The sequence below is a fragment of the Cupriavidus sp. 05N40 genome (assembly GCF_056397305.1).
The window spans coordinates 1-14028 of sequence record NZ_JBFTND010000025.1; the positions used below are offsets into that span (position 1 = coordinate 1).

Below are 14028 nucleotides of genomic sequence, written 5' to 3' on the forward strand. Positions count from 1 at the left end.
CCCACACTTATCGGTTGTTTGTTTGTTAAAGAACTTGCCGCGATTCGCTTTGCTTACCGCGTCGCTGCTTTGTTTTCAGCAGCAGAGAAACGAGATTATGAATTACTTTCTACGTTTTATCAAAGGTTTTGCAAAACTTTTTTTTGCTCCGGTTCGCCGCGCCTATAGCAATAGCACCGCCAACCTCACCTTTGCCCCCGCAACCCTTGTCCCGTCTGCTTTGCAGCCGCGCTTCGTGTTGCGAAGGGACCGAATACTAAGGCGCGCGCAGTTGGCTGGCAAGACTTTTCTGAAAATTTCGACGAATCGCTCCGGGGACACCATGCGAATCGTCATCGCGAGCACCTTGCGGCGCTTTGGGCCGTGGCCGAGCATCCAGAACGGCACTCACGCGTCTATCCCAAATAGCTGCCAGCCCGGCAAGCAGTCCACCACCGCCTGCCCGCCCTTGTGGCGCTGAATCCCGCTCCCGATTCGCCTCCGACCGCCCCCTTACTTCGACTGGTTCGGCAGCCGCGGCAGGAAGCGGTTGTGCTCGATCTCACCGCCCCGGGCGACCAGGATGCTCGCCTCGGGAATCTCCTCCCACACCCCCTGCACATTGATCAGCGGCTCGGACAGCACCAGGAAGGCATCGTCGCCGGCGGCGATGACGCGCGGGTCATCCGGGTAGAGTGCGCGCAACTGCCGGAACGAGGTGCTGTGGAACAGCGAGCGCGAGTCTGCCTCGCTCGAATAGCGCACTGCCACGATCTGCCGGCCATCGGTCACGCAGACGGTCATATTGAGTGGATACTGCACGTCGTGGCGGTGGCCGACGTCCTCGATCAGCCCGGCCATCTGCTCCAGCGCGCTGCACGGGTCGCGCTCCAGGCCAAAGGTCAGGGCCAGGAAGAACATGACCTCGGAATCGGTCGATCCCTCGATCCAGCGGAACAGGTGCGGCGCCACGGCCATCATCAGGTCGCGCCGCACGAGGGGGTATTCGCGGATCAGGCCGTTATGCACGAACAGCCAGCGGCCGAAGCGGAACGGATGGCAGTTGGTCTCCTGCGTCGGCGTGCCGGTGGCCGCGCGCACGTGGGCGACGAACAGCGGCGCCCGCACGGCCCGCGCCGTCTCACGCAGGTTGGTGTCGCTCCAGGCCGGGTGCAGGCAGCGGTAGCGGAACGGCACCTCCGAGTGACGCCCGTACCAGCCGACACCGAACCCGTCGCCATTGGTAGTGGTTTGACCCAGCCGCGAATTCAGGCTCTGGTCGATCAGCGAGTGTTCCGGCTGGAACAGCACCGTTTCCAGCGGAACGGATTTGCCCGAGTAGGCCAGCCAGCGGCACATGATGCTCCTCCTAGACAAGTGAGGCCGGTGCCTTCCGGTCCACCTTCCAGTTATAGGAGCATTCGTACTATTCGTGCCAGATCCGGCGGTTCGGTTGCGGCTACTCTCTTTGCCGGAACATTGATCAAATCCTCGGAGGCCGTTGGCTATCTGTCCCCGCCCGGCTTGTCCACAGGCTTATCCGGTCATGCGGTGGACAAATGATGGACAAATGGTGGACAAATCTCGCTGCGGTGCTGGTGCCCCATCAGGCCACCCGGCTTGCAAGGGGTATCCAGTGTCTCAAGGTCCGGACAGGGACCATCCTGTCGCTCAGTTGGCATGCTGCGGGAAAATCCCGGCAAGCACGCGGATCAGGCGGGACGTCGAGGAAACGCCAAGCTTCTGCCGGATACTGCGCAGGTGATGATCGACGGTGGAATGCGAGCGCTCCAGCTCGCGGGCGATTTCCTTGTAGCTGAGGCCGCGCGCAACCAGGCGCGCGACGCGGGCCTCCGACGCAGTCAGCTGGCTGGCGTCGGCAGGCGGTGCCGCGCCCTCCCCGCACGCCGCGTCGCGCTGCGCAGCCAGCTGGCGCGCGGCATGGAGAATGGGGCCGAGAATGTCGGCCGCCACGCTCTTGAGCTGCAGCGCGTCCTGCTCCGACCAGTTGCGTACCCGGTCGAGCTGGTCCAGGCAGATCAGGCCAACCGGTCTGGACTGGTGGCGCACGCATGTCGCGAGCTTGGACGCGGTGTGCGCATGGGTCAGGACCCGGCGCAGCGACCGGCTCAGCCGCGCATCGCTGTCGACTTCCCGGAAGGCGATCGGCTCGCCAGTGAGCCATAGCGAAGCGACGCCCGCTTCGTGGGTATCGATGGGCGTGCCGGCCATCTGCGGCACATCGTCGGACGCGAGCGCCTGCGCCGAGGGGATGTAGTAGCGCTGCCCGGGCGTGTGGAAGCCTGCGTCGACCCGATCCACGGCAAAGCTCGCCCGCAGCCATCGCGCGGCCACGCGCCAGCAAGCTTGCGCGTCATCGAGGTTCAGCAGCATCTCGGCAGCCAGTTCACGACTGCCCGGCCTGGCCGGGGCACGGCCGCTTGCCAGCAGCGTATCGCGCAGCTCCCGTTGTGCGCACAGCAGCACTGCTTCATAGCTTTGCGTGATCATGTCGCCTCCTTTGCGCGCCGTTCTCGCCCTACGCGCGATCAGCCGGCCACGTAACGCGACCGATCTTATAACCGACCGTGCGGTCGGTCAATTATCCGATCTCCGCTGGCCGGCGGAACAGCACTGCGAATCTTCGCAATGGCCGGACTGCGGCGACCTTGGGAGACTGCCGGCTCGCCCTCGATCCCGCGGGCAGACAGCCGCCAGACATTGCGGCTGGCCAACAGGAGACAAAAGATGATCCCGATGCTTCGGCACTTCATTGACGGGCAGGCCGTGGCCGCCTCCAGCGGTCTTACCCTCGACGTCACCAGCCCGGTGACGGAGAGCGTCATCGCTACCATGGCCGCCGGCACGCGCGAGGATGTGGACCGTGCGGTACAGGCTGCGCGCGCTCAGCTGGACGGCGGAATCTGGTCGCGCATGTCCGGCACGGAACGTGGCCGGTTGATCGGCAAGCTTGCAGACCTGTGCGAACGCGACGCGGCGCAACTCCTGCTGGAAGATCGGGCCGGCGCTGGCCGCCGGCTGCACCCTGGTGCTGAAGCCGGCCGAGGAGACGCCGCAGTCCGCGTTGCATCTTGCGGCGCTGTGCAAGGAAGCCGGGTTCCCTGACGGCGTGCTGAACGTCGTGACCGGCGCTGGCGAGGTCGTGGGCCGCGCGTTGTGCGAGCACCCCGGCGTGGACAAGATCACCTTCACCGGCAGCCCCGAGGTCGGGCGCGAGATCCAGCGCATTGCCGGGCCGCTGTTCAAGCGCGYATCACTGGAACTCGGCGGCAAGAGCCCGCAGATCGTGTTCGAGGATGCGCCGCTGGAAGCCGCTGTGAAAGGCTGCGCGATGGGCCTGTTCTTCAACCAAGGACAGGTTTGCGCCGCTGGCTCGCGCATCCTGGTGCACCGCAGCCTTGCCGATTCGTTTGCCACGGCGCTGGCGGAGGTGGCGGCATCGATCGCGGTCGGCGATCCTGCGGCGGAAGGCGTGCAGATGGGTGCCGTGGCCAAGCGCGAGCAATTCGAGCGCATCAACGCCTATATCGCGGAGGGCATCAGGGAAGGCGCTCAGTTGCTGGCTGGTGGCGTCGCGCCGCACACGCGCGGCTGGTTCGCCAGGCCGACCATCTTTGCGAAGGCGCGCAACAGCATGCGCATCGCGCAGGAGGAAATCTTCGGTCCCGTCGGAGTCGTGATTGCCTTCGATTCCGAAGACGAGGCGATCGCACTGGCCAACGATACGCGCTACGGGCTTGCCGCCACCGTCTGGACCAGCAACCTGGCACGGGCCCATCGCGTCGCGCATGCGGTCAAGGCGGGCGCCATCGGCATCAATTGCTGGGCACCGATCGATGCGCGGCTGCCTTGGGGCGGCATGAAGACCAGCGGCATCGGGCGCGAATGCGGGTTGTCCGGCGTGCTGGCCTACACCGAAGAAAAGGCCATCACGGTGCTGCTCGCGTAAGCGTGGGACGAGGCCTTGCTACGCCGCGGCGTGGTGCGCTCCGGGCCAGGTTCTGGTCAAGCTCGTCCACCGTCGCGGCATTGTCCCTGGCCCCGGTCGTAGAGCACAGGGCAAAGACACAGGACAAAGACACCAGGTGCCTCGAACCGAGGCACCGATTCACTGATATTGGAGTTCCAAGATGCAAGCAGCAGTCATCCGGTCCTTTGGCGGACCCGAGCAGATTCAACTGGAAGACATGGCTACCCCGACGCCCGGCCCGGGCGAAGTGCTGGTCAAGGTACTGGCCGTCGGCGTGAACCGGCTGGATCACTATGTGCGCCTCGGGCAGATCGCCCCGGCGCTGCCGTTCCCCCACATCCTGGGATCCGACGCAGTCGGGGAAGTGGCCGGGCTTGGCGAGGGCGTAACCCGCTTCGCGCCCGGCGATCGCGTGATCTCCATGCCAGGCTACCCGACCGCTGCGGCCGAGGCCGGCATCCGCCCGGTGACCGCGGCGGCCAGCTACGCGATCCCCGGCATCCAGATCCCGGGCACCTATGCCCAGTACATCGTCGTGCCCGAGGCCTGGCTGCTGCGCGACACCACCGGCCTGCCGGTCGAGCAGGTTGCGGCACTGCCGGTGGCGCTGCTGATCGCCATCCGCTCGGTGCAGATCGTCGGCGAAGTCACCGAAGGCGACATGGTGCTGATTCATGCCGGCGCGTCGAGCACCGGCATGATGGCCATCCAGGTAGCCCGTGCCCTCGGCGCGCGCGTGGCCACCACCGTGCAGGACAACGCCTCTGCCGCGCTCGCAAAAGACCTCGGCGCCGAACTGGTCATCAATGCCAGGGAAGAGGATTTCGTTGAAGCACTGCACGCCTGGACCGATGGCCGCGGCGTCGATGTCGCGATCGACAACCTGGGTGGCGACATCCTGCCCCGCACGATTGCCGCGGTGAAGCCCCTCGGCATCATCGTGGCCATGGGCTTCATGGCCGGCACGGATGTCACCTTCGATATCCGCGACTTCTTCTTCGCGCAGAAGCAGTTGCGCGGCACGCTGGTGGGCGACATCGAGGACTTTGACGCCTGGCTCGCCCCGATCCGGGAGGGCAAGATCAAGCCGCAGGTTGACAGCGTGCTGCCCTTGTCGCAGGCTGCCGAGGCACACCGGCGCATCGCCGGCCAACACGCCCGGGGCAGCATTGTGCTCCTGCCTTGGGTGGCATGATGCCTTGCCGGCGTCATGCAATAACGCGGGAGCCCAACCATGGCTGACGACGTGATGGAGCGCCTGGCGGCGCTTGGCCTTGCCTTGCCCGAACCGATGCAGCCGCTGGGCGCCTACCTGCCGGTGGTGGAGGCGGGTGCGATGCTGTTCGTATCGATGCAGGGCCCGATGGTCGCCGGCCAGCCGAAACTGGTCGGCCTGGTCGGTGGCGAGCTGACGGTCGAGGAAGGCCGGCTCGCCGCCAGGCTGGCCACCCTCAATGCCCTTTCCCAGATGCATCGCTACCTGGGGGGATTCGGACGTGTCAGGCAGATCGTGCGCGTGGAAGGCTATGTCGCGTGCACCGACGATTTCGAGCGCCATCCGTATGTGCTCGACGGCGCCTCGGAATTGCTGGCGGCGGTATTCGCCGGCCGGGCCGGCCATGCGCGTTCCTTGTGCGGGGTGCGCAACCTGCCGGGCCGGCTGCCCGTGGCGGTCGCCGTCACCGCCGAGCTGAAGGCGCCGTGAAGCGCTGCGCGAAAGGAGGAATGCGCGATGGACAACAAGCACGCAGGCACGTTCGGGCGGGTCTTCAGTGACCGGCAACTCTCCGTGGGCCTGTCACTGCCGATGCTCCGGGYCGGGCAAACCGTGGCGGACTTCAGCGAGCAGCTTGGGCTGGCCCGCCTGGCCGACACGCTCGGATTTCGTGTGCTCTGGATCCGCGACGTGCCGCTCAACAGTGCCGACTATCCGGATCCAGTCGGCCACCTCGATCCCTGGGTCTTCCTCGGCGCGCTGGCTGCGCGGACCGAACAGATCGCCCTGGCCAGCGGCGCCATCGTCCTGACACTGCGGCATCCGCTGCATATTGCCAAGGGTGCCATCTCGACCAATGCACTGTCGCAGAATCGCTTCATGCTCGGCCTGGGCTCCGGCGACCGGCCACCGGAGTACGCCGCGTTCGGCAAGGACACCGAGCAACGCAGGGAACTGTTCCGGCGCAACTGGGAGACCGTCGCGGCGGCGGTCAACCTGCCCTCACGAGTCGCGCCTGACCACGCAGGTCCCGATTCGCCGGCGTTCTTCCTGTTGCCGGCGTCGCCAGCCGCCATCCCGCTGCTGGCCGTTGGCTCAGGCGGCCAGAGCGTCGACTGGATCGCACGGAACGCCTGCGGCTGGATGACCTATCACCGCGAGCCGCAGGACCAGCACGCCAGGCACCGGATGTGGCGCACCGCGGTCGAGCGCGCCGTGCCCGGTGCGTTCCGAGGCTTTGGTGTGGCCATGCGACTGGACCTGGATGCCAACCCGGACGCGCCCGCAACGCCCATTCCACTGGGCTACCACGTCGGGCGGCGCGGCCTGGTCGACGTGCTGCGGGACATGCGTGAAAGCGGGACACATCATGTATCGCTGAACTTACCGGCCTCGGGGCGCCCGCCGCGCGAGGTGATCGAAGAAATCGCCGCGGAAGTCCTGCCGGCGTTCCACGCAGTCAGTTGATGAGCAGCGCGGCACCGGCAATGTCGAAAGCTTGTGCCTGCGCTCCATCGCCCTCCAGCGCTGCCTCCAGCGCCGTTTCCGGGATCAGGTTCCGCCCTCGCGCCTGAAGCAACGCCACAGAGATTGGCGCAGCCGGTCAATTCGTAATGTGGCTCGCTGACGATATTCCAGCACCCTTGTCGCGACATTGCCCCGTTCGGCGCATTACACAATTCCCCCCCCAAGCCCGGTGGGTATCGCCCCTATCTCGAATGCTTCAATCCGTCTGTGACGCCGGGGGCAAGAGACACGTATCCGGCTAGTCGCACTTACTGTGCGAATTCTGGCGTTGGCGGCCGGGGAAGCCGATCGCAGCAAGAATTCGCGCGCCCGCTTCTTACGCGAAACGGGATCTTCCAGTGGGCGACCTCCCTGCTGCCGTGTCTATCCGAGGCAGGTGGAAGTGCGCAACCAGGACCGGCGCGGCATCTAGGCTGCCGTTCCATGACACGCCACTGGATGGTCGAGCGTATGAAGGCATCCGCATGCCAGGTCAGTGAAGGGCTGCGGAGCCTGGACATCTCACGAGGACAAGGAATGCACCTGATGGAAAGTCAGTTTGACTACATCGTGATTGGCGGCGGATCGGCCGGCTGTGCCGTGGCGGGCCGTCTGGCCGACGCAGGCAGCGGAAGAGTCGCGCTGCTCGAATCAGGGCCGCACGACAAAAGTGCACTGGTCACGACGCCGGTGGCGGCGGCCGTTACCGTCACTCGTCGCAGCCAGCGCAACTACCTTTACCGCTCCGAGCGCGAGGCCGGACTCAACGGGCGCCGCAGCTTCCAGCCGCGCGGCCGGGGCCTGGGTGGGAGCTCGTCGATCAACGGCATGATCTACATCCGCGGCACGCCTGGCGACTACGACCGCTGGGCGGCGCTCGGCTGCGACGGGTGGGCGTGGCAGGACGTGCTGCCGTACTTCCGGCGCGCCGAATGCAATGAGCGCCTGGCGGGCCGCGACGACGACGCGCTGCACGGCGGCCATGGTCCGCTCCATGTCAGCGACGTGCGCTCGCCCACGCCGTTCTCGCACCTGTTTATCGAGGCCGCGCAGGCGGCCGGCTACCCGCGCAACGACGACTTCAACGGTCCGCGCCAGGAAGGCGCGGGCATGTTCCAGGTCACCCAGCGCAACGGTGAACGGTGGAATGCCGCCCGCGCCTACCTGCACGGCAGCCGGGGCGGCAAGGGCGACCTGTCCGGCGGACGCGGCAACCTGCATGTGCTGACGGATACGCAGGTGCTGCGCATCGTGTTCGACGGCAAGCGCGCCGCCGGCGTGGCCGTGATGCGCGATGGCCGGGAGCAGGTGCTGCGGGCCCGGCGCGAGATCATCCTGAGCGCCGGGGCATATGGCTCGCCGCAACTGCTGATGCTCTCCGGCATCGGGCCGGCCGGCCATCTGCGCGAGCATGGCATCGCCGTCATCCACGACGCGCCCGAAGTGGGCCGCAACCTGCAGGAGCACGTCGACGCGCTGCTGTCGGCGCGGCTGACCACCGCCGACCTGTTCGGCATCTCGTTGCGCGGCGGCCTGCGCATGGCAATGGAACTGCGCCGCTACTACCGGCGCGTGCGCACCGGCATGTGGACCAGCAATCTCGTGGAGGCGGGTGCGTTCATCAAGTCGCAGCCGGAACTGGCCGATCCCGACCTTCAACTTCACTTTGCGCCGGCCATCGTCGACCGCAAGCATCCGTACGGCCATGGCTACTCGTGCCACGTCTGCGTGCTGCGCCCATACAGCCGGGGCGTGCTGCGCCTGAAGTCCGCCGATCCCGGCGAGGTGCCCGCCATCGACCTGAACATGCTGTCCGATGAACGCGACATGGATGTGCTGGTGAGAGGCGTGCGCATCGTCAAGCGCATCCTGGACCAGGCGCCGCTGTCCCGCTTCGGCGCGAAGCCGCTGCACCATGGCCACCTCGCGGCCGACGGCAGCGACGACGACGCCATCCGCGCCATGATCCGCCAGCAGGCTGATACGGCTTTCCACCCCGTGGGCACCTGCCGCATGGGCGGGGATGTTGCGTCCGTGGTGGATCCGGATTTGCGTGTGCGCGGGGTGGAGGGCCTGCGAGTGGCCGACGCCTCGATCATGCCGACGATCATCGGCGGCAACACCAATGCCCCCGCCATCATGATCGGCGAGAAGGCCGCCGACCTGATCCTCGGCCGTTCCGGCACGGCCGGCTGAGATCAAGGAGAAGACAGCATGCAAGACAATACCCCCACCTGCACCAGCGCGGGCATCGACGCCCGGATCGCCGCCATCGTCGCGTGCCAGCGGGCGGCGCATCTGGCAGCCGGACCGGCCAGTGCGGCGCAGCGCATCGACTGGCTGGACCGCGCGATCGGCCTGCTGGTGGATCACCAGCAGGAGATCGTAGAGACCATCGGCGCCGACTTCGGCCACCGCAGCCATGATTTCTCCCGCGTGACCGAGGTGCTTTCCCCGCTGAACGCGCTGAAGCACGCACGCGCGCAAGTGGAGCAATGGATGCAGCCGGAGCCGCGCCCGGTGCCGCGTGGCGAGGCTTGGGTGCAATACCAGCCGCGGGGCGTGGTGGGCGTCATGGGGCCGTGGAACTTCCCGATGGCCGCGTGTTTCATGGCCTTGCCCGGCATCCTCGCCGCGGGCAATCGCGCGGTGATCAAGCCATCGGAATTCACCCCGGCCACCGCGGAGCTGATGGCGCGGCTGATCCGCTCGGCCTACGACGAGCGCGAGGTCGCGGTGGTGACAGGCGGCCAGGACGTTGGTGAAGCTTTTACCCGCCAGCGTTTCGACCATCTCCTGTTCACCGGCGCGGGCTCCGTCGGGCGCAAGGTAATGGCCGCCGCGGCGCAGAATCTCGTGCCGGTCACGCTGGAACTCGGCGGCAAATCGCCGACCATCGTCTCGCAGTCGGCGGACCTGCGCGAGGCCGCGGCCCGCATCATGGCCGGCAAGCTGTGCAACGCAGGCCAGATCTGCCTGGCGCCCGACTACGTATTCGTGCCGAAAGCGAGCGTGGAAGCCTTCATCGACGCGGCCCGCGACACCGTGGCGCGGTGCTATCCCACGCTTCGCGACAACCCCGACTACACGGCCATCGTCAACGAGCGGCACCTGCGGCGCCTGCAGGGCTACCTGGCCGACGCGGCCCGTCATGGCGCCCGCGTCGTCGAGCTGAGCCCGGCGAACGAGTCCTTTGATGACGCAGGCACGGTGTGCCGCATGGCCCCGGCGCTGGTCATCGACCCGACCGACGACATGGCCATCATGCAGGACGAGATCTTCGGGCCGCTGTTGCCGGTGAAGCCCTACGACTCCATCGACGAGGTGCTTGCGTACATCGAGGCGCATCCGCATCCGCTCGGCCTGTACTACTTCGGCACCGACCCCACGGAAGAAGCGCGCGTCCTCGACGCGCACCACGTCGGGCGGCGTGACGCTCAACGGCGTGCTCGCTCACGGCGGCGTCGAGGATTTGCCGTTCGGCGGCGTCGGCCCAAGCGGCATGGGCGTCTACCACGGCCGGGACGGGTTCCGCACGTTCAGCCACGCGCGAGCCGTCTATCGCTGCCCGCCAAAGGCCTTGGATCCGTTGCCCCCGCCGTACACCGAGCAGGGGCGGCAGTTCATCGCGTCGCTGATCCGGCGGTGAACGCCCCGCCTGCCGCATAGAGAAGACTTACTGGAGGGATGTATGAATCGCTTTTCAACCGCGCGTTGCCGTCTGGCCGTGATGGCGTCGCTGATCGGCGCGACGCTGTTCCAGCCCGTGCTGGCCGCCAACCCGCAAGGCAGCCTGCCGCCGAGCACCATCACCGCCGCGAAGAACGCCGAGGCCGTGAAGGCCTTGCCGTTTACCGACCGCACCGATTTCGAGTCGGTCACGCGCGGCCTGGTGGCGCCATTCAAGGGCAAGATCCGCAATGCGGCCGGGCAGGTCGTGATCGACCTGGACTCCTACGCTTTCCTGGATACCGACAAGGTGTCCGACGCCATCAACCCTGCCCTGTGGCGGCTGGCCCAGTTGAACCGCAACGCCGGCCTGTTCGAGGTGGCGCCGCGCATCTACCAGGTCCGCGGCATTGACGCGGCCAATATGACGATCATCGAGGGCGACGAGGGCTTGTTCATCATCGACCCGCTGACCGTGACCGAGACGTCCCGCGCAGGGCTGGAACTGTACTACCAGCATCGCCCGCGCAAGCCGGTGGTGGCGGTGGCCTACAGCCACAGCCACGGCGACCACTTCGGCGGCGTGCGCGGCGTCGTGGACGAGGCTGACGTGCGTTCCGGCAAGGTGAAGATCTATGCCCCGGCCGGCTTCATGGAGGAAGCCATCAGCGAGGGAGTCCTGGCCGGAACCGCCATGATGCGCCGCGCGCAGTTCCAGTACGGCGTCCTGCTGCCGCACGGCGAACTCGGGCAGATCGACGGCGGGCTCGGCAAGGGCCTGCCGGTGCACGGCACGCAGACCCTGCTTGCGCCGACCGTGCTGATCCGGAACACGTTCGAGACGCACCGGATCGCTGGTGTCCAGGTCGAGTTCCAGCTCACGCCGGGCACGGAAGCGCCTGCCGAGATGAATTTCTTCTTCCCTGAGCTGCGGGCGTTGTGCATGTCGGAGAACACGACGCCGATGATGCACAACATTCTCACGCTGCGTGGCGCGCTGGTGCGCGACCCCAAGGCGTGGGCCACCTACATCGACGCGAGCCTGGAGCGCTACGGCGACAAGGTCGACGTGATGTTCGTGTCGCACAACTGGCCGACCTGGGGCGCCGACCGCATCCGCACGATGCTGGCCGACCAGCGTGACATGTATGCATACCTCAATAACGGCACGCTGAACCTGATCAACAAAGGCTACACACCGGCCGAGATCTCCGAGAAGATGGACAAGCTTCCGGGCGACCTCGACCGCAAGTGGTACACGCGCGGCTACTACGGCTCGCTCAGCCACAACTCGCGTGCCGTGTACCAGCGCTACCTCGGCTTCTACGACGGCAATCCGGCAAACCTCGACCCGTTGCCGCCAACCGATGCCGCCAGGCGCTATGTAGCCGCCATGGGCGGTGCTGACGCCGTGCTGCGCCTGATGCGCGGCGCGATGGACAAGGGGGATTACCGCTGGGCCGTGCAGCTCGGCAACCACGTCGTATTCGCCGATGCCGACAACAAGGCCGCGCGTGACCTGCAGGCGGCGGCGCTGGAGCAACTCGGCTACCAGACTGAAAATGCCACATGGCGCAACGCCTACCTGACGGCAGCCATGGAACTGCGCAACGGTGTCCCGAAGTACGACATGGGCGCCACCCGCCTCGACATGATCCAGGCGATGGAACCTGGCCTGTTCTTCGACTACCTTGCCGTGCGCATGAACGCCGGGAAGGCACAGGGCCACGACATGACGCTGAACTGGGTGTTCGAGGACAGCAAGCAGCCCTTCGCGCTGACGCTGCACAACGGCGTGCTGACATACCGGCGCGGCGAACTGAACCCGAACGCCGACGTCACCGTGCGCCTGGCCAAGGCCACGCTGGACGAGATCAACCTGCGTCGCCTGGACTTCCCGACCGCGGTCAGTAAGGGCCAGATCAAGCTCGAGGGTCAGGGCCAGAAGCTGGGCGAGTTCATCGGCATGCTCGATACCTTCGACACCCAATTCAATATCGTCACACCTTGAGCACGCCGTCCCGCCACGGCGGGCGAGCCCCCATCCAGACCATCAGCTGGCCCGCCCTACCCCGCGGCTGGGCCGGCGAAGCACAAAGGAGAACCCAATGCGCCTAGCAGACTACTTCGACGCCGCCGCCTCACGCTTCGCGGATGACCTCGCCTTCATCGACGGCGCCACGCACGTCACCTTTGCCCAGGCCAGGCGCTTCGTGCATGCCGTGGCCCATGGCCTGAACGCCGACAAGGCGCTGTCGCCCGGCGCGCATATCGCGATCTACGCGCCGAACGACTATCGCATCAGCCTGCTGCAGATCGCTGCCAACCGGGCCGACATGGCCTGGATCTCGGTGCACACGCGCAACGCGGTAGAGACCAACATCGCCGTGCTCGACTACGCCGACTGCGAGGCCATCCTGTTCCACAGCGCGTACGAAAACGCCGTGCTGGCGCTGAAGGCCGGCCTGCCACGGGTGCGCAAGTTCATCTGCATCGACCAACCCTCGGCGCATGGCGACTGCCTGCAGGACTGGCTCGACGCCTACCGTGAGCCGTTTCGCGCGCCGCCGGAGAATCCGGACCAGACCATGCTGCTGCAGCCCACCGGCGGCACTACCGGCCCGTCGAAAGGCGCGGAGCATACCCACCGCTCATACGAGATCGCCCTGATCAACGTCTACGAATCGCTGCAACTGGAGCGCGCCTCGCGCGTGCTGGCGGTGGCGCCGCTCACGCATGCGGCCGCCATCGTCACGCTGGCAGGGGCGATCCGGGGCGGCCGCACCGTGGTGTTGCCAGGCTTCGATCCAAAGACCGTGCTGGAGGTCATCCAGCGCGAGGGCATCACCCATATGTTCCTCCCGCCCACCGTCCTCTACGCCTTGCTGGCGGACCCGGCCATTGCCACCGCGGACCTGTCCTCGCTCCGATGCCTGCTGGTCGGTGGCGCGCCCATCGCCCCGGAGCGGATGCGCGAGGCGGTGGAGCGCTTCGGCCCGGTCGTGCACGAGGTTTACGGCCAGAGCGAATGCGGCATGCCGGTGATTTTCAAGCGGCCGCAGGACTACCTGCTGCCGAACGGCAGCTTCGACGACGCCGCGCTGCGCTCGGCCGGCAAGGGCACGCCGCTGGCGTGCGTCGAGATCATGGACGACGACGGCAACCTCCTCGGCCCCGGTGAAAAAGGGGAGATCGTGGTCCGCTCGACCATGGTCATGAAGGGCTACTACAAGATGCCGGAAGAAACCGCGCAGGTATCGACGTTCGGCTGGCATCACACGACCGACATCGGCATCCGCGACGAGCGCGGCTTCATCACCATCGTCGACCGCAGGAAGGACATGATCGTCAGTGGTGGCTTCAATGTCTTCCCGTCGGAAATCGAGGCCGTCATCCTCAACAACCCGGCCGTGCTCGATTGCGCGGTGATCGGGGTACCCGATCCCAAATGGGGCGAGGCGGTCAAGGCGATCGTGCAGGTCAAGCCCGGACACGAGGTCATGGCCGAAGAGCTGATGGCGCAGTGCAAGCAGGTGCTCGGCGGCGTCAAGGCGCCCAAGTCGGTTGAGTTCTGGACCRACCTGCCGCGCAGCGCGGTTGGCAAGGTGCTCAAGCGCCAGATTCGCGACAAGTTCTGGGAGGGGCATTGGCGCGCCGTGTGAAGGCA

10 protein-coding genes and 1 pseudogene are annotated in these 14028 nt (G+C 66.6%); 9 read left to right on the forward strand and 2 right to left on the reverse strand.

From position 1 onward, the window contains the following. A partial coding sequence (locus AC1DO7_RS08140; protein ID WP_477115983.1) for a hypothetical protein occupies positions 1-460 on the forward strand: 460 nt, incomplete at its 5' end. A 32-nt stretch (positions 461-492) separates the two neighbouring features. Here the strand turns inward: AC1DO7_RS08140 and AC1DO7_RS08145 are convergent. Together AC1DO7_RS08145 and AC1DO7_RS08150 are read right to left on the reverse strand one after the other, a co-directional pair. After that, positions 493-1338 carry a class II glutamine amidotransferase gene (locus AC1DO7_RS08145; protein WP_441619663.1) on the reverse strand — a complete coding sequence of 282 codons (846 nt, stop codon included), beginning with the start codon at positions 1336-1338 and terminating at the stop codon, positions 493-495. Positions 1339-1650: 312 nt separating this feature from the next. Continuing rightward, positions 1651-2490, reverse strand: coding sequence for a helix-turn-helix transcriptional regulator (locus AC1DO7_RS08150; RefSeq protein ID WP_441619665.1), 840 nt, complete (start codon positions 2488-2490; stop codon positions 1651-1653). 237 nt (positions 2491-2727) lie between these two features. On the opposite strand from AC1DO7_RS08150, the pseudogene AC1DO7_RS08155 reads away from it, so the two are divergent. The 8 genes and pseudogenes from AC1DO7_RS08155 to AC1DO7_RS08190 all read left to right on the forward strand — a co-directional run bounded on the left by AC1DO7_RS08155 (position 2728) and on the right by AC1DO7_RS08190 (position 14023). Further along, positions 2728-3949 (forward strand): annotated as a pseudogene (locus AC1DO7_RS08155) (aldehyde dehydrogenase family protein). Between the two features lie 181 nt (positions 3950-4130). Beyond that, positions 4131-5165: a quinone oxidoreductase family protein gene (locus AC1DO7_RS08160; RefSeq protein WP_441619667.1), complete on the forward strand. Its 1035-nt coding sequence runs from the start codon at positions 4131-4133 to the stop codon at positions 5163-5165. 39 nt (positions 5166-5204) lie between these two features. Beyond that, entirely contained in the window at positions 5205-5675 is a 471-nt protein-coding gene (locus tag AC1DO7_RS08165; protein ID WP_441619669.1) for a RidA family protein, read from the forward strand. Positions 5676-5702: 27 nt separating this feature from the next. Then, positions 5703-6653, forward strand: a complete 951-nt coding sequence (locus AC1DO7_RS08170; RefSeq protein WP_477115984.1) for a TIGR03571 family LLM class oxidoreductase — start codon at positions 5703-5705, stop codon at positions 6651-6653. Positions 6654-7238: 585 nt separating this feature from the next. Next, positions 7239-8888, forward strand: a complete 1650-nt coding sequence (locus tag AC1DO7_RS08175) for a GMC family oxidoreductase (protein ID WP_441619673.1) — start codon at positions 7239-7241, stop codon at positions 8886-8888. An 18-nt stretch (positions 8889-8906) separates the two neighbouring features. Beyond that, positions 8907-10361: an aldehyde dehydrogenase family protein gene (locus AC1DO7_RS08180; RefSeq protein ID WP_441619675.1), complete on the forward strand. Its 1455-nt coding sequence runs from the start codon at positions 8907-8909 to the stop codon at positions 10359-10361. 22 nt (positions 10362-10383) lie between these two features. Next, complete coding sequence (locus AC1DO7_RS08185; protein ID WP_441619677.1) at positions 10384-12372, forward strand: alkyl/aryl-sulfatase; 1989 nt, start codon at positions 10384-10386, stop codon at positions 12370-12372. Positions 12373-12469: 97 nt separating this feature from the next. Further along, the gene (locus AC1DO7_RS08190) at positions 12470-14023 is read left to right on the forward strand and encodes a class I adenylate-forming enzyme family protein (protein WP_477115985.1); all 1554 of its coding nucleotides are present in this window, start codon (positions 12470-12472) and stop codon (positions 14021-14023) included. Positions 14024-14028: the final 5 nt, after the last annotated feature.